General features: G+C 39.8%; 19 protein-coding genes. 7 read left to right on the top strand and 12 right to left on the bottom strand.

All coding sequences use genetic code 11. The features are described from left to right. Positions 1-244 precede the first annotated feature (244 nt). The 5 genes from FZC41_RS03445 to FZC41_RS03465 form a co-directional block, all read right to left on the bottom strand. Positions 245-1,222 carry a uroporphyrinogen decarboxylase family protein gene (locus FZC41_RS03445; protein WP_148565983.1) on the bottom strand — a complete coding sequence of 326 codons (978 nt, stop codon included), beginning with the start codon at positions 1,220-1,222 and terminating at the stop codon, positions 245-247. Positions 1,223-1,308: 86 nt separating this feature from the next. Then, positions 1,309-1,935, bottom strand: a complete 627-nt coding sequence (locus FZC41_RS03450; RefSeq protein ID WP_148565984.1) for a corrinoid protein — start codon at positions 1,933-1,935, stop codon at positions 1,309-1,311. Positions 1,936-2,013: 78 nt separating this feature from the next. After that, complete coding sequence (locus FZC41_RS03455) at positions 2,014-2,817, bottom strand: methyltetrahydrofolate cobalamin methyltransferase (protein ID WP_148565985.1); 804 nt, start codon at positions 2,815-2,817, stop codon at positions 2,014-2,016. Positions 2,818-3,303: 486 nt separating this feature from the next. After that, positions 3,304-4,023, bottom strand: coding sequence for a hypothetical protein (locus FZC41_RS03460; protein ID WP_148565986.1), 720 nt, complete (start codon positions 4,021-4,023; stop codon positions 3,304-3,306). Beyond that, entirely contained in the window at positions 4,020-4,856 is an 837-nt protein-coding gene (locus FZC41_RS03465; RefSeq protein WP_148565987.1) for an ATP-binding cassette domain-containing protein, read from the bottom strand. Before FZC41_RS03465 ends, FZC41_RS03460 begins: the two co-directional genes overlap by 4 nt. A gap of 375 nt (positions 4,857-5,231) precedes the next feature. Between FZC41_RS03465 and FZC41_RS03470 the strand changes: the two genes are divergently transcribed. Together FZC41_RS03470 and ltaE are read left to right on the top strand one after the other, a co-directional pair. After that, positions 5,232-6,032, top strand: coding sequence for a hypothetical protein (locus tag FZC41_RS03470; RefSeq protein ID WP_148565988.1), 801 nt, complete (start codon positions 5,232-5,234; stop codon positions 6,030-6,032). A 167-nt stretch (positions 6,033-6,199) separates the two neighbouring features. Further along, a complete protein-coding gene (gene ltaE / locus FZC41_RS03475; RefSeq protein WP_148565989.1) occupies positions 6,200-7,225 on the top strand; it encodes a low-specificity L-threonine aldolase in 1,026 nt (341 codons plus the stop codon). A 102-nt stretch (positions 7,226-7,327) separates the two neighbouring features. Here the strand turns inward: ltaE and gloA are convergent, their stop codons facing one another. From gloA to FZC41_RS03510, 7 genes are all read right to left on the bottom strand, one after another. Next, positions 7,328-7,717, bottom strand: coding sequence for a lactoylglutathione lyase (gene gloA / locus FZC41_RS03480; RefSeq protein ID WP_148565990.1), 390 nt, complete (start codon positions 7,715-7,717; stop codon positions 7,328-7,330). An 87-nt stretch (positions 7,718-7,804) separates the two neighbouring features. Then, a complete protein-coding gene (locus FZC41_RS03485) occupies positions 7,805-8,170 on the bottom strand; it encodes a NifB/NifX family molybdenum-iron cluster-binding protein (RefSeq protein WP_148565991.1) in 366 nt (121 codons plus the stop codon). A gap of 51 nt (positions 8,171-8,221) precedes the next feature. Next, positions 8,222-8,989 (bottom strand): DNA repair protein RecO, encoded by a 768-nt coding sequence (gene recO, locus FZC41_RS03490; RefSeq protein ID WP_148565992.1) that lies wholly within the window; start codon positions 8,987-8,989, stop codon positions 8,222-8,224. A gap of 20 nt (positions 8,990-9,009) precedes the next feature. Further along, positions 9,010-9,906, bottom strand: coding sequence for a GTPase Era (gene era, locus FZC41_RS03495; protein ID WP_148565993.1), 897 nt, complete (start codon positions 9,904-9,906; stop codon positions 9,010-9,012). Positions 9,907-9,926: 20 nt separating this feature from the next. Further along, positions 9,927-10,298 carry a diacylglycerol kinase family protein gene (locus tag FZC41_RS03500; RefSeq protein ID WP_148565994.1) on the bottom strand — a complete coding sequence of 124 codons (372 nt, stop codon included), beginning with the start codon at positions 10,296-10,298 and terminating at the stop codon, positions 9,927-9,929. A gap of 35 nt (positions 10,299-10,333) precedes the next feature. Beyond that, positions 10,334-10,801 carry an rRNA maturation RNase YbeY gene (ybeY, locus tag FZC41_RS03505; protein ID WP_148565995.1) on the bottom strand — a complete coding sequence of 156 codons (468 nt, stop codon included), beginning with the start codon at positions 10,799-10,801 and terminating at the stop codon, positions 10,334-10,336. A gap of 54 nt (positions 10,802-10,855) precedes the next feature. Next, positions 10,856-11,530, bottom strand: coding sequence for a histidine phosphatase family protein (locus FZC41_RS03510; RefSeq protein WP_148565996.1), 675 nt, complete (start codon positions 11,528-11,530; stop codon positions 10,856-10,858). Positions 11,531-11,712: 182 nt separating this feature from the next. Here FZC41_RS03510 and FZC41_RS03515 point away from each other — a divergent pair, with 182 nt between their 5' ends. The 5 genes from FZC41_RS03515 (at position 11,713) to FZC41_RS03535 (ending at position 15,612) form a co-directional block, all read left to right on the top strand. Next, positions 11,713-12,627 (top strand): DMT family transporter, encoded by a 915-nt coding sequence (locus FZC41_RS03515; RefSeq protein ID WP_148565997.1) that lies wholly within the window; start codon positions 11,713-11,715, stop codon positions 12,625-12,627. A 78-nt stretch (positions 12,628-12,705) separates the two neighbouring features. Further along, complete coding sequence (locus tag FZC41_RS03520) at positions 12,706-13,770, top strand: NAD(P)H-dependent flavin oxidoreductase (RefSeq protein WP_205737053.1); 1,065 nt, start codon at positions 12,706-12,708, stop codon at positions 13,768-13,770. Between the two features lie 108 nt (positions 13,771-13,878). Continuing rightward, positions 13,879-14,361, top strand: coding sequence for a MarR family winged helix-turn-helix transcriptional regulator (locus FZC41_RS03525; protein ID WP_148565999.1), 483 nt, complete (start codon positions 13,879-13,881; stop codon positions 14,359-14,361). Positions 14,362-14,376: 15 nt separating this feature from the next. Further along, positions 14,377-15,336, top strand: coding sequence for a beta-ketoacyl-ACP synthase III (locus FZC41_RS03530; RefSeq protein ID WP_148566000.1), 960 nt, complete (start codon positions 14,377-14,379; stop codon positions 15,334-15,336). A gap of 54 nt (positions 15,337-15,390) precedes the next feature. Further along, a complete protein-coding gene (locus FZC41_RS03535; RefSeq protein WP_148566001.1) occupies positions 15,391-15,612 on the top strand; it encodes an acyl carrier protein in 222 nt (73 codons plus the stop codon). Position 15,613: the final 1 nt, after the last annotated feature.

Below are 15,613 nucleotides of genomic sequence, written 5' to 3' on the forward strand. Positions count from 1 at the left end.
ATATTGATAAGCTTCTAAATTATTAGTTTGTTTCACATTAATATTCAATCGAGCTTACCATTCTGTAACTATTATAGAGAGTAATTCAACGCGTGACAAGTTTTTTATATCTTAACCACCCTTTAATTATAAAATTAATTTCCTTGTTCAATTTAATTTGAACGACATAAAACTCTATTTTGGCTTAGTTCCTCACAAGGAATTTGCCAAAATAGAGCTATTAATTAAAGTATCTTCGATTAGGTTAAAACATTTCCTTGCTCATTTTATCGATCGCTTCATCATTTGATTCATATACGCCTGGGAAGCAGCCAAAATTCAAGCCATGGCTTGCGCCGGGAATAAAGTATAATTTGCCACATCTTTCACATGCTTCTTTAGTTTTCTCAAAAATGATCTCCGGTGTCCAGCCCGGGAAATCAATTACGCCACTGTCAATATCACCCATGAAGGAGATTTGGCCGCCGTATTTTTTGATCAGTTCGGGAACATTATTTGTTGTCATAACTCCCTGCCAAATGTCAATTCCCATTTCAATCATGAAAGGAACAAGATTTGCAGCGTAGGAATCACTGTGATGGACAATCAGTTCCACACCATTTGCTTTATAGAAGCCATAGATTTTCTTGTATGCCGGTAAAAAGAACTCTTCAAACATTTCAGGAGAAACGAATGACGAACGTTGACTGCCCCAGTCATCATGATGAAAAATACAATCTGGATGAAGGTGATCAACTATTTGTTTTGCATATGCCAATTCGTACTCAACAAGGTAATCAATCAGGTCATGCATGTCTTCAGGTTCTTCATAAAGCGCCATTAAGGCATCTTCCATGCTCATTAGATGATGCGTCATTTCAAAAATACCAGGAGCAACAAAACACGTTACAAATTCTTCGTTGCGATCAATTGAATTGGCATGTTCAATCGCTGCCGCCCATCTTTCTTCTGGGTAGATAGCCGAAGGTGCTTTAACGAATTTCCGCCATTCAGTAATATCTTTCAATACTTTGTGTTCATCATCATGAACAGGGAACCCGCCCAACTGACCTTCTGGCCATGTGAATGTAATGCCCCAGTCATTCACAATTGTCTGACCTGGACCTACCATAGCGCCCATTGGAGCTTCCATTATGAAGTTCATAAATTCATATTGTTTTACAAAGCGATCAGGTTTGCCACCTTTAATCGTTTCCATTAAATTTTGTCTTTTAGTTAACATTACATTGCCTCCTTTATTCTTAGTCTAAGATTTTGTTTAGAGTGTCAAAAATCATTTTGACACTCTAACTATTTTCTTGTCTATATTTAAGCTACGATTTCTTTTGCTTTTACGGCTGCAGAACCAGCATCAGGTGCATAAGCATCAGCACCGATTTCAGCGGCGTATTCTGGCGTTACAGGTGCTCCGCCAACGATGACTTTAACATTTAATCCACTGGCTTTAATCGTGGCAACAGCTTCTTTCAGTGCCGGCATTGTTGTCGTTAGCAGTCCTGAACAGGCTACTAATGTTACATTTTCATTTTCTTTAATCGCGGCAACAAATTTATCGGCTGGTACATCAACACCAAGGTCAACTACTGTAAATCCAGCACTTTCAATCATCATGGCAACAAGGTTTTTACCAATATCATGTAAATCTCCTGCTACAGTACCGATAACACAGGTTCCCAATGAAGATGCACCATCACCGGCAAGAAGTGGTCGAAGTACATCAACCCCTTTTGACATTGCTTTAGCGGCAATCAGCATTTCAGGGACAAATATTTCTCCTGCCGAGAATTTTTCCCCTACAACGCTCATTGAATCAACCATCGCCTGAAGAATATCTTCTGGTTTATTTCCTTCATCTAGTGCTTCCTGTACCAAACCGGGAACTAGTTTTGATTTTCCAATTTCTACCTTAGCTTTTACTTCTTCAATTTTTGACATTTTTTTCTTCCTCCTATTTTTTAATTAATTTTTCTTAACTATGTGTGTAGTTAAACTATATAATTATTTTTTCTATAATTATTTTTTCTGACCAAAGATACCTTCACGATAGGCACCGATATATTCCATACAGTAGTCGTCTTCACCCAGCAGCGCTTCGGTGGCAAAAAGCATCCCCATCAGATCCTGATTCAGCGGATCCAGGATAAAGCTGTCCATTCCGGCGTTCATGGCCAGTACGGCAAAGGCCTGGTTGACGATTTTTCGGGCAGGCAGATTAAAGGAAATGTTGCTGACGGCACCGGTGACATGAATGGTGGGATACTGTTCTTTAATGCCTCTAATGACTTCGGTTACCATGCTGATGCCCTCTTCTGAGGTACAGAGCATTTCAATTAAGGGATCAATATGGATGCGAGATGGATCGATATGATATTCTTTCACTTTTGCCATTAAATCGATAAAGACATCCAAACGGTCTTTAGCTGTTTTGGGAATGCCCTTATCACTGTTTAAAAGTGCCACACATTCCCATTTCGTGTTAGCGATTTCAGCGAATGCAATGTCAACTTTATCACCTTCTAATGATACGGAATTGAATAAACCTGGTTTGTTACAATATTTCATCGCCTCAACGCAGGTATGTACATTCGGGCTATCTACGGCAATCGGTGTATCGGTAACTTCTTGCACTAAGTCAATCAGCCATTTCATGGTATCAAGTTCAATGCTATCCTCCACCGAAGCACAGACATCAATATAATCCGCACCTGCTTCTGTTTGGATTTTGGCAAGATTTCGAATAAAGTCTGCATCCTTTTCAGCAATTGCTTTAGCTGTCGAAGGAATAGCTCCGTTGATTTTTTCGCCAATAATAATCAATACTAATCTACCTCCTCGTTAAACTTCTTTGTTCTTATCTTTTCAAAAGAGCAATTATTTATTGACTCTTTTTTACGATAAATCAATTTTAAATCAATTTAATCTTTCTGTCAATCATTATTTAATAAAATTTTCATATTTACGAATTAGCTAATAAATTCAATTTTCTAAATTACGAAAGATCAATTTAGCAATTAATACTCTTGTTATATTTTCCTTTTGCAAAGCCTTTCAAGCGATTTATTTCAAAAAACACAAACACTCCTGCAAATCATTATTTTTCTTAAAAAAGCTTTCGAAAATTTAACAAAAGAGTTTTCTTTTTCTTGTTTCTCACTTTTCGAAAGCTGCATGTTTTATATCTATTTAATATTTTTACGTTATTTTTATTAGCTTACATTTAAGTACCCACTTTGGGGTGATGGAATCAAAATTTTCAAATAGAATTATCTTGATTCTTTAGCTCTTTGATACGATCACAACGCGTTAGAATTTATTTTTCTTTAAAAAATATATCTGCGCAAGCATTAATACAGTCCCGTAAATTATCCCCCCCAGAATTGGTATCACCATCGTTTGCAAACTAAAAAAATCTCTATTTGTAAATGTCACAAGAATATCATAAACCGGTGGGAAAATCCCGGTAACTAAGCGAATCAATGGCAGTTCTTTTATTAACGATCCTTTTGCTACGGACAATATTGCAACAAAAAACACCATCAGGATCGCTATTTTTCTGTTTTTAATAATTCTCGGGTGAAAAAGCGAACCGGTCATAACCCCTAAGAATCCCATCGTGCAATGTAAAACAAATCCAAACATAATATCCGAAAGCATCAAGCTTCTGGTAAATAATAGCGAATGATTAATAACATTGAAAATCACAGGATATAAAATTCCCATGACACTCATAATAACCCCAACAATCAGAAGAACTGTTATTCGACTGAAATAATATAAATTGTCGTTATTGACTTTCAGCAGTACCAATTGTTCGGTAACCGGATTCTCCAGCTCGGTATAGCTGAAGCCTACATAGGTCATCACAAAAAACAGGACCCATGCTGATTCCGAAAAACTTGAAACAATTGAATAAGGCATAATACTATATGCCGTGCATAAGTAAATCAGATAAATCAAAAAGGGCAATAATAACTTATTTGATTTGAAATATACTTTAATATGATATCTTAACAGATTTTTCATTCTTCTTTTGCTCCCATTGACCGCAGCTTAAAATCATCCTTTAGCATTTGCTTTAACACCTCATCACTCTTATTTCTTCTGACAATTAATTCTAACCGATTTTCAAAATTATTCAATTGTTCAATCCCTGCCATGATGCTGGAATCAATATTTTTGTCACGGTTGGCATCAAAAACCATAATATCATAATCAATTTCTTTTAAACCGGTCAAATTTACCGGCATTAAATTTTTGTCGATTATTTCATAGGCTGAGTGCGATAACTGCTTGACAAGATAACGTTCATGGCAGGACATGACGACGGTTACCCCTTGATTAGTTAATTCTTTGCTTAGGTTAATAAAGGCCATTTGAGATTGACTATCCTGCCCTGATAAGGGTTCATCCAACAGTAAAACGTCGGGAGTCTGCAATAAAGCCTGTATTACGGCAACTTTTTGAATCGTACCTTTTGACAAATGTTTAATCGGAACATCAATCATCTCGTCCATAAAAAACTCATGAAATAATTCTCGGCTTCTGTCATTAATCATTTTTTCAGACATTCCCTCAATCAATCCCATATAGCCAATGAATTCACGAGCTGTAAGATCTATCTTGGGGAAATGTTCAGGAACATAATTAAATTTTAATCGGGCTGTATATTTAATGTTACCTGAAGTAATATTTGTTAAGCTGCATATCATTCTTAGCAAAGTGCTTTTTCCGGTACCATTATGTCCCAGCAGTGCAATCGACTCACCCTTCTTGATAGTCAGATTGATATGCTCTAAAATGATTCTCCTGCCAAAATTTTTGGATACATTGTTTAGAGCGATAATTATATCATCCATCTTCTCTCCTTAATTATTATTTAATCGCTAATCAAAGTGATTTGTAATCCGTTTAATAATGAGTTCTTGAAAATAAATACAGTTTCTTTCTTATCGCTCACATTTTATCTCAAACCAGCGATATATACCTTAAAAAAAGCCGCATCTGTTTGAATCGACAAAACTGATTAATTGTGTAAATTGATAAATATAAATCACCATTTATTCGACTTGAATAGTATAATAGAAGACATGAACGAGAATTAATGTTGGTAAACCGTAGAGATTGATTTTAATGTGTAACTCCGTTTTCATTTATTTCACAGCTATTGGATTGGACTTCAGGAAAAATGATTAAATTGCTTGATAAAAATCGTGTTAGAGGAGAATGTGTATATGGGTAACAATAGCAGTTCTAAAACGAGGGTAAACTCCTTAATGGCCAATTACGTCCAGGAAGATTGTAAACGTTTTATTGATCTCCTAAATCTAATGAACGACGGATACCGAAAAGACCGTTGGCGGGATCAGGATATCGGCACCATCGAGGCCGTTTATTATGACGGTTCCGACTTAAAAGAGAAAAGTCTCGCTCCCACAAAGTCTCGCTTGATCTGGCTTGTTGAAAATCTTAATCAGGCCAATGCAGGTAGAGTTCTTCCCGAAAACAAAACAACAAAAAAAAGAAATGAACTTATTTCTGGCGAAAAGCGAACGGTTTTAGAAGCCACCAATAATATCCTTGCCCATGATGAAACCGCCGGTTTTCCTCATAAATGGTGGGTATTGGAAAGCAACTCGCAGCCGGATATCTTTGTTCAAACCGACAAATTTATTTTTATCGGCGAAGCCAAACAGACCGAAAACGCTTTAACGAAAAGCACGAATTTAGATACGGACCGAATTCAAATGGTACGTCAAATTGAAGGCGCCATGAAATATGAACAAGAAAATTACAACGGCGTCAATGAACGGGAAATAATCAGCTTTTATATATTAAGTGATGCGTTCCTTAATATCGATGCGAACCTCGATGATTTGGCAAACTCCCAAAGCGGCGATGCTTCCATGTGGGACAATTCCCTGAAACACTTATCTCGCCAAAGTATTAAGGAAATCAAAGAAACCTATCTTGGTTTTACTACCTGGGAAGAAATCGCCGAAACACTCAGTTTCAATTTTGATGATGCGTGTTAATTTATTTGGCAGAAGAAATCTGATTATTTTCATTCCCACCGTTTCCAACCGCCGATGATTCATGAGGCCGATTCATTTTTAAACTTGATCCATTATCTGGCACATTTTTTTAAAGTATAGTATAATATTTTAAAAACAATACAGCAGCATTTTAGAAGGAGAAAGAAATGTGGATCGACCTCAGAAGTGATACCGTAACCCAACCGACAGCGGCAATGCGCCAGGCGATGGCTTATGCCGAAGTAGGTGATGACGTCTACGGTGATGACCCAACAGTCAACCAATTGGAAAAATTAGCAAGTGAACGGTTTGAAAAAGAAGCGGCTCTTTTTGTTCCCTCCGGAACATTCGGAAATCAGGTGGCCATCATGTCTCATACCCAGCGGGGTAATGAAATTCTCGTGGGTGATGAATGTCATATTCTCATGCATGAAGTCGGCGGGGCAGCAGTCCTCTCCGGCGTTCAAACCCGGCCCTTCCCGACCGATGACGGGCGAGTTGATGTTTGCAAGCTGGAAAAGATGATTCGCGGCAATGATATTCATTTTCCCAATACCGGCTTGATCTGTATGGAAAATGCCCATTCAGCCGGAACCGCTATTCCGCTTGAAAATATGCAGACCGTCTGCCAGCTTGCAAAATCGCAAAATATTCCCGTGCATATTGACGGAGCTCGCATTTTCAATGCCGCGGTTGCCCTTGGGGTGGATGCGAAAGAGATTGCCGCCTGCGGGGACTCCGTCAACGTTTGTCTTTCCAAAGGTTTGTGTGCTCCAGTCGGATCACTTTTGTTAGGAAGCAATGATTTTATCCGCAAAGCCCGTAAAAACAGAAAACTCATGGGCGGTGGCCTCCGCCAGGCCGGAATTCTAGCCGCTGCCGGGATCATCGCTCTGACTGAAATGACCTCAAGATTATCGGAAGATCATAAAAATGCCCGTTATCTGGCTGATCGTCTTGAAGAGATTGATTCCTGCCATGTTCGTCGTGATCGATTGGATATTAATATGGTTTTTTTCACTTTGGATGAGTCCGTCATCAGCGAGTCTGCTCTTGTTTCCGGCTTAAATAGTGAAAAGATCAAAATCAACGGTCAAGAAGATGGCCTGTATCGCTTTGTCACTAACCATGACGTATCAGCAGCCGCCATTGATCAGGTTATCGAAAAGATGAAAGCACTGATCGTCCAATAGCCGCATCAACTTTATTGCATTTTTTAGCACACGTCGAAACGACGTGTGCTAAATGATTTTTACCATTAATTTTTGCCTACCAGTTTGTTGAGCCCAGCAGTTTTAGTTTCGAATAATCTCAATTTTATAGCCATCAGGATCGGCAAGAAAGTAGAAGCGCGGTTTGCCATCGCCACTGAGACCCTTTAGATCCGTCGGTTTATACCCCTTTGCCTGATGCTCAGCATGAGCCGCCTCAAGATCATCCACGCGCAATGCCAGATGGCCATAGCCGGTGCCTAAATCATACGGTACAACTTGACCATAGTTATAGGTAAGTTCCAATTGATGACCATTCGATTCACCATCCCCTAAAAATACCAAGGTAAACTCGCCCTCAGGCTGATCATTTCGTTTCACTTCTTCAAAGCCTAATACTTCCTTGTAAAAAGCAAGCGATTTCTCCAAATTTAAAACGCGAATCATCGTATGTGCCATTTTAAATTTTCCCATTTTTTTCTCCTTTTATTATTGAATTTTTTCTTCAAGCACTAATTTAAAGTTTTGTTTTAAGGGTCACTTTCGAATCCACTCTCTAATTTATAACTGCTGGTGCTCTCGGCCGCAGCCATCGGATCCATCAACCGTTTTAATCAACTCCAGTTTTCGCTTTTCCAGTAACTTCAGTGCCTCTGTTCCCGAATGACCGACTCCTGAATATCTGGTGATATAAGCATCAGCCAAAACATCAAAGGCAGCTGGATTCAGTCCGCCGGTTATGATGCCTTCACAACCGAATTCAATTACTTTTCGAGCCAGGTTTTCTTCTGAAAGATCAGCTTTATTTTCGATCACATTAATACTCAAATCAGACGTTTCCACGACTAATAAATACTTACATAATTCAAAGCGTTGCGAGACCTTGCTCGCCAACGTTTTTCCCTCCATTGTCATTGCCAGATACATTTTTTTCTCCTTTTTCACGATAATTATTGACTCACTTTGTACCAGGGGAACTTATTTTATTTTCGATAAAGGATTCAGCAAACTTTTATAAAAAGTGTAGGCTTTTGATGATTTCCCAACACAATAGCCAATGTAATGGTCCAATAAATCATTGACTTTTGTTGCATCTTCGGTGGAAGCATCCTGTTCTTTTAGTTCTTTGATCGGTTTTCTTAAAAAATCCCGTAAAAGCTCCAGCATCCCCGGACTTAATTTATAGGAATAACCGGTCGCCTGATGCTTGCAATTTTTACATAAAATGCCGTAACCTTCAATACTGAAAACAGCCGGTTTCTGGTCCGATTCACAAATCATACATTGAGTAATCCCGGGCCGATAACCCAAAACACTGACGAGTTTCAACTGAAAGGCACCAACCAGAACAAGATCATTTTTGGCTTTTCCCCCTGATAAATAAAACAACACATGCAGTAACAGTTTAAGGATCTCCGGACTCTTTTGATAAAAATCAAAGGCATTGTTAATGAGATCCAGCAAATAAGCGGCCAATGCCATTTTTGTCAGATCATTTCTTAACGGATAAAACGCTTCGATTAAACTTGCCTGGTTGATGATGCCAAAATTCTTCCCGGGATAATAAACAAACTCACCGTAGGCGAAAATCTGAGTACTGGCCAAAAGGCCGCTTTTTTGACGGCGTACGCCCCGGGCCATGCACTGAATTTTCCCTTCATTCTCGGTGAAAATCGTCAAAATCTTGTCCTGTTCTTTATAAGCCTGTTCTTTAATAACCAGGCCTTTTGTTTTAATCAGTGCCATAATTCTCCTGCCCAAATGGGTTATTCAAAATAGCCCAAATCCTTGAGATCAAAATTGCTTTCCCGCCAGTCAGAACGGACCTTTACCCAAAGCTGAAGATTGACCTTGGATTTTAAGAAAAACTCGATATCACGGCGAGCCTGACTGCCGATTTTTGTCAGCATGGAACCGCCCTTGCCGATCAGGATACCCTTGTGGGTTTTTCGTTCGCAAAAGATGGTCGCTTCAATATCAATGATATCTTTTCCTTTTCGAGATTTCATCGCAGTGACTTCAACGGCTATCCCGTGGGGTACCTCATCATTCAACAGGTTCAGAAGTTTTTCCCGGATCAGTTCCTGGACGACCCAACGTTCGGACTGATCAATAATCATGTCGGCCGGGAAAAACATCGGACCAGGCTCTAACAGTTTGGTAATGATATCCAATAGTTCTCTGATTCCATCCCCTTTTGCGGCAGAAATTGGAATGATACAATTGAGAAAATCATATTTTTGATACGCGGCCATGGTCACCAGAAGATCTTCTCTTGGCAACAAATCGATTTTGTTGATCACCAAAATAACCGGTGTTTTACTGACTCTCAGCTTTTCAAGAATATACTGATCGCCTGGGCCGATTTTCGTCTCCGGCTCAACCAGATACAAAACAACATCGACATCCGAAATAGTATTTTCGGCGGCTTTTTGCATATAATCACCTAGTTTATTTTTGGGTCGATGCATCCCTGGGGTATCGATAAACACCATCTGGGCATATTCATCGGTATAGATACAACGAATAGCATTTCGGGTGGTTTGGGGCTTGGCTGAAGTAATGACCAGTTTTTCTCCCATAATATTGTTTAATAAAGTGGATTTCCCAACATTTGGTCGTCCTACAATACTGATAAATCCTGATTTAAATGGTTCGTTCATCGTTCACATTCTTTCTTTGGTTAGAAAAACCAATTGACTATTTTTGGTAAAAAGATAATAAGTCCCACACAGACTGACATGATCGCGGCGACCATCACCGCTCCTGCTGCGGTATCCTTGGCGACTTTCGCTAAATGGTGATAGTCTTCCGTATAAAGATCAACCAGGGTTTCAATGGCAGTATTTAGTATCTCCAATATAAAAACAAAAAAAATGACTATCACCAGTGCCAGCCATTCATAACTTGCGATTCTAAAGGCAATCCCTGCCGCGATGGCAATTGTCCCAACGCCAAGGTGAATTCTCATGTTGGGTTGGGATTTTATCGTATATTTTATTCCATCGATGGCATAAGAAAAACTTTTTGTGAGCTTTCTTCTGATTTTTCCCACCTCCTGATTTTAATTCTATTGAAAAACTTGGTATCCTAATCATCGCCCATAATTTCTTTTTCAATACTGCGCATCGCCGATTTTTCATTCTCTTCCATATGATCATACCCCAAAAGATGAAGGACACTATGAACCGAAAGATAGCAAAGCTCCCGGGTTAGCGTATTTTCATATTCTTCCGCCTGTGTCATGGCTTGCTGAATACAAATGACAACATCCCCAAGCAGTAACGGCAAGTGCGGGTTATCTTTAAGGATCATCATCCGATCATATAAGAAATCTTCATGCATGGGAAAGGAAAGAACATCTGTGACGACATTTTTGCCCCGATAATTTGCGTTCAGTTCTTTTATTTCCTCAGCATTTACAAACGAAAAACTAATTTCACATTCAACCCCAATTTCCTGATGAAGCAGGGTTCGTTTCATGGCATCTTCAATTTCCTCCAGTATGGACTCATCTATTTCAACATCACTTCGATTATCATAAGCTACTACGAGCATAAGTTTTTCCTCTCAATTTCATTACTTTATTATTCCATTTTTACAAGAATCAGATCAGTCATTTGCAACAGCCGCTTTCATTATTGAAATGTTTGCTTCACCTAACGGCGGCTGATCAACTATTAATTCATCATATGCCGGCGTCATCATAGTTGATAACATACCAAAGCCATCATTATAATTAACAACGGTAATGCTGCCTAACTTGATATCAAAATGCCATTTACTGTCAATCGGAAGCTCCAAAAGATTCGTGAGCATCCCGTGAACAGTTCCCCCATGAGCAACCAGCAAGACGGTTTCATCGGGATTTAGCTCTGCTAAGAATTCTTTACATAAAGTGTGGTATTCCCGCTGACTTTGCCCTTCCGGCACGACATAATCCAAATAATCATCCATCCATAAATCCCACTCGGTTTTGGCGGTTTCACTACATTCATCGCTGGTTTTTCCTTCGAAAATTCCGAAGTTAAATTCTTGCAGACGATTATCAACCTGAATTTGTTTTCCCGTTGCTGCTCCAACATCCGCGGCAATTTTAAAAGCCCGTGAAGTTGGGCTGGCGTAGATTTTATCAAAAGTCAATTTCTCATCCAGAGCAATTAATTCTTCAACTAAAAGTTCTTTCATTGCCTCACCCCGACGGGTATATTGCGATTCTGTATGGCCATTTAGTCTGCGCTCTACATTACCGAATGTTTCAACATGTCTTACTAATACGAGTTTCATCTAAATTTTCCTTATGCTATTTTATTTTTCTTATTAGTGCGACATTCACACTAATGTTTGTTGATCATTTGATCTTTTATCTATTCATTATAACCCATTTTAATCCGAGAGGCCAAAATATTTTTGCTTATCCCAATCTTTTTAGTTATAATTAATTAATAACAGTTTGAAAGGAAATCACCATGGACAAAACTTCAAAATACCCTCTTTATGCCGATCTTGGGCTTATCGCTGTGTCCTTTGTATGGGGCAGCGGCTTTGTTGCTTCCAAAAATGCTCTAAATTCCATGACTCCGATGATGCTGATGGCCTTGCGTTTTAGCATTGCAGCGCTTTTATCGGGGATTATTTTTCGGAAGAATTTAAGAAATCTATCTAAAGAAACCATTAAGGCTGGCTGTATTATCGGATTTTTTCTGTTCTCAGCCTTTGCCGCCCAAATGATCGGTCTTCAATACATGCTGGCTGGAAAGCAGGCTTTTTTAACGGGTACCAATGTAATCATGGTTCCCTTTATATACTGGGCGGTCAAGAAAAACAAACCGGACAAATATAATTTTATGGCGGCTTTTATTATGATAACGGGTTTAGCTTTATTGACCATTGATTTTTCGGTTGGCTTTTCCTTCAATATCGGTGATGCCCTAACCCTGCTCTGCGCTTTTCTTTATGCCTGTCACATTGTCGTCGTTGGGATGTTTTCAAAGCAGCATGACCCCATTGCGCTGACGGTGATTCAATTGGCTTTTGCCGCCATCATCTCGTTGATTTATGTCTTTTGGTCCGGAGAATTTACGATCGTCATCCCGGTTCCGGGCCTTTTAAACGGCATATATCTCGGGGTATTTTGTACTTTCCTGGCATTTTTAGTGCAAAACCTGGCGCAAAAGCATACCAGTTCTACGCATGCGGCGATTTTTCTCAGTTTGGAATCGGTTTTTGGAAGCACCCTGTCGATTCTCCTTCTTGGGGATCAATTTACCTTCACCATGCTCCTGGGCTGCATCATTATTTTTCTTGGCATTATCACCGCCGAAACCAAATGGTCTTTTCTTAAGATTAAACAAAATAACCCTGAAAAAATTACCGAGCATTAGCTTTTTTCTTTACTTTTTAAGTTTAATCATGCTATGATTACCTCCAAATGCAAGACTAATTGCAGAGGAGGTTTTTTTTTGAAATATCAGTTTAATATCGGAGATTTAGAATTCTCAAAACCCATTGTTCAGGGGGGAATGGGCATCGGCATTTCGCTTTCCAGCCTGGCTGGAAATGTCTCGAAAAACGGCGGTCTTGGGGTGCTTTCCAGTGTCGAAATGGGGTGTGATTACCCAAACTACAAAACGAATCGACTGCTTGCCAACCGCCAGGCCCTAGAGGATCACTTCAAACGAGCCAAGGCGATATCAGGCAATCGGCCAATCGGACTCAACATCATGGTTGCTCTGACTCAATACGAACAAATCGTCAAGGATGCCATCGAAGTCGGTGTCGATATCATTTTTGCAGGCGCCGGTCTGCCCTTAACCCTTCCCGAACTGACCCGAAATTCGGCAACTAAAATAGCCCCGATTATTTCATCAAAGCGGGTGGCAAAACTGCTTTTAAAACACTGGTGGCGGCATTACAAAGTAGCTCCGGATGCCATTGTGCTGGAGGGACCTTTAGCAGGAGGCCATTTAGGCTTCAAACTGGAAGATCTGACGCCCGAAAGATTATTGGAACAGTCTTTGCCAGGTCTTATTCCCGGTGTTCTTGAAGAAATCAAACCTTATGAAGATTTAGTGGGCCGAAAAATCCCCTTAATTGCCGGCGGCGGCATCACAACTGCAGCCGACGTCAGAGCAACCCTGGAAGCCGGAGCATCAGCCGTTCAAATCGGTTCCCGATTTGTCGCAACCGAAGAATGTGATGCGGCCTTAGCTTTTAAAGAAGCCATGGTCAATGCCCAAAAATCGGATATTGAAATTATCGTCAGCCCCGCCGGATTACCCGGTCGAGCCATTCACAATCATTTTTTAGAAGAAGTTTCGGCCGGTTTAAGAAAGCCTAAGAACTGTCCGTTTAACTGTATTAAATCCTGTGATTATAAAACGTCACCCTATTGTATCGGTTTGGCCCTGATGGCCGGAAAATGCGGAGATTTTGAAAACGGTTATGTTTTTTCCGGAGCCAATGCCTATAAAATCACCGAGATTACCACCGTAGCAGCATTAATGAATGAACTGCTGGATTTTTAATGCAACGAAGAAGCCTGTAATTTTTTAATTTTTCAGCGCTTTTCTTGACAAATGTTTTTTTAATATTATAATTAGTTAGACTATCTAAATAATTACGGAGGTGTGTCTGTGGAATCATTTTCTTCCCAACTCAATGAACTTTTAGTGGAAACCTTTAACAATATTCTTAAGTTTGAAGAGGATCTCATTAAACATTCTGCCAATATTGATTTATCCATTAATGAAATGCACATCATTGAGAATGTGGGAAAAAGCGATAATAATGGTAAAACCATCAGCGATCTTGCCCAAGCCCAAAAAATAACTCTTCCTTCAATGACAATAGCCATTAATAAATTGGTTAAAAAAGGGTATGTAGTAAAAGAAAAAAGCAGTGTCGATGGACGAGTCGTTTATGTACGACTCATGGATAAAGGTCTCAGGATCGATAAAATTCATCATTATTTTCATATGAAAATGGTGAAAGATATTTCCAAAGAAATGTCCGATGATGAAAAAATAGTTTTGATTCACGGAATGGAAAAATTAAATGGATTTTTCACAAAAAAACTATCAGGGCTGTCAGACAAGAATGAAACCACTGCCCCATGATGCTTGGAGGAACAAATGTCCTTTTCAATTATTGGCACAGGATCTGCATTGCCAAAAACAATTCAGACCAATGAAGACCTAACCGAATTTCTTGAAACCTCAAATGAATGGATCGTTTCAAGAACCGGAATAGAGGCAAGACATATTTGTGTTGAGGAATCCATTTTGGATATTGCCCTTGATGCAAGTCTCAACGCCCTTGACAATGCCCAGTTAAAGCCGCAGGATCTGGATCTTATTATCTGTCCGACGCTTGGCGGCGACACCGTTACCCCGTCCCTCGCCTGTCTTGTAGAGAAAGAACTGGGTGCCGCCTGCCCCAGTTTTGATTTAAACGCTGCTTGTTCGGGATTTGTGTACGGGTTGGATGTAGCTGATGCCTACTTTAGCCGAAATAAACAAATGAAAATTTTGGTGATCGCGGTTGATGCCATGTCAAAATTAGTGAATTGGAAAGATCGCGCAACAGCAGTTCTTTTCGGAGATGGTGCCGGTGCCGCGGTTCTTTCTTCAGGCGATGACCTCAAAGCCATTCATTTAACAGCAGTCGGCAATCAACATGCCTTGTGCATCCCCTGGCAGAAGGGAAATCACCCCCTTCTGAGAAATCAGGAAACCCTACTCCCCTATCTAAAAATGGATGGATCTGAAGTTTATCGCTTTGCCGTTTCTGCCATCTGTAAAGACTTGAAAATCGTTGTCAAAGAAGCCGGGATTACCCTGGATGATTTAGATTATGTCATTCCCCATCAGGCTAACCTGCGAATCATCGAAAGTGCCGCAAAACGATTAAAAATTCCCATGGAAAAATTTGTTTTGCAGGTGAGTTTCTGCGGTAATACCTCGGCCGCCAGTATTCCCCTGGTTCTGGATGAAATGAACCGCCAGGGCAAGCTTATTCCGGGAACCCGGATTGCTTTAACCGCTTTTGGCGGCGGCCTGACGACTGGCGCCTGTATCCTGGAATGGTCCTGATCTTCTCACAAAAAAACACAAAAATTTATTCTTAATCTTAGGAGGATTAATCAAATGGTATTTGAAAAAGTAGTAGAAATTTTACGTAATTATAAAGAGGAACCGGAACTGGAAGTAACGATGGAGTCCAGCTTTGAAGAACTTGAACTGGATTCATTGGATACCGTTGAACTGGTAATGGAAATTGAAGAATCGTTTGATACAAGCATTGAAATGGATTCAGAGCTTAAAACGATTGGTGATGTAGTCGGCCTTATCGAAAAAGCAATCGCATAGG

The organism is Acetobacterium paludosum, from assembly GCF_008086595.1.
GTDB classification, from domain to species: Bacteria; Bacillota; Clostridia; order Eubacteriales; family Eubacteriaceae; genus Acetobacterium; species Acetobacterium paludosum.

Excerpts from the sequence above, each read along its gene's own strand:
- FZC41_RS03445 (WP_148565983.1), bottom strand. The coding sequence starts at position 1,222 with ATGTTAACTAAAAGACAAAATTTAATGGAAACGATTAAAGGTGGCAAA.
- FZC41_RS03450 (WP_148565984.1), bottom strand. The coding sequence starts at position 1,935 with ATGTCAAAAATTGAAGAAGTAAAAGCTAAGGTAGAAATTGGAAAATCA.
- FZC41_RS03460 (WP_148565986.1), bottom strand. The coding sequence starts at position 4,023 with ATGAAAAATCTGTTAAGATATCATATTAAAGTATATTTCAAATCAAAT.
- FZC41_RS03465 (WP_148565987.1), bottom strand. The coding sequence starts at position 4,856 with ATGGATGATATAATTATCGCTCTAAACAATGTATCCAAAAATTTTGGC.
- FZC41_RS03470 (WP_148565988.1), top strand. The coding sequence starts at position 5,232 with ATGGGTAACAATAGCAGTTCTAAAACGAGGGTAAACTCCTTAATGGCC.
- ltaE (WP_148565989.1), top strand. The coding sequence starts at position 6,200 with ATGTGGATCGACCTCAGAAGTGATACCGTAACCCAACCGACAGCGGCA.
- gloA (WP_148565990.1), bottom strand. The coding sequence starts at position 7,717 with ATGGGAAAATTTAAAATGGCACATACGATGATTCGCGTTTTAAATTTG.
- FZC41_RS03485 (WP_148565991.1), bottom strand. The coding sequence starts at position 8,170 with ATGTATCTGGCAATGACAATGGAGGGAAAAACGTTGGCGAGCAAGGTC.
- recO (WP_148565992.1), bottom strand. The coding sequence starts at position 8,989 with ATGGCACTGATTAAAACAAAAGGCCTGGTTATTAAAGAACAGGCTTAT.
- era (WP_148565993.1), bottom strand. The coding sequence starts at position 9,906 with ATGAACGAACCATTTAAATCAGGATTTATCAGTATTGTAGGACGACCA.
- ybeY (WP_148565995.1), bottom strand. The coding sequence starts at position 10,801 with ATGCTCGTAGTAGCTTATGATAATCGAAGTGATGTTGAAATAGATGAG.
- FZC41_RS03510 (WP_148565996.1), bottom strand. The coding sequence starts at position 11,530 with ATGAAACTCGTATTAGTAAGACATGTTGAAACATTCGGTAATGTAGAG.
- FZC41_RS03515 (WP_148565997.1), top strand. The coding sequence starts at position 11,713 with ATGGACAAAACTTCAAAATACCCTCTTTATGCCGATCTTGGGCTTATC.
- FZC41_RS03530 (WP_148566000.1), top strand. The coding sequence starts at position 14,377 with ATGTCCTTTTCAATTATTGGCACAGGATCTGCATTGCCAAAAACAATT.
- FZC41_RS03535 (WP_148566001.1), top strand. The coding sequence starts at position 15,391 with ATGGTATTTGAAAAAGTAGTAGAAATTTTACGTAATTATAAAGAGGAA.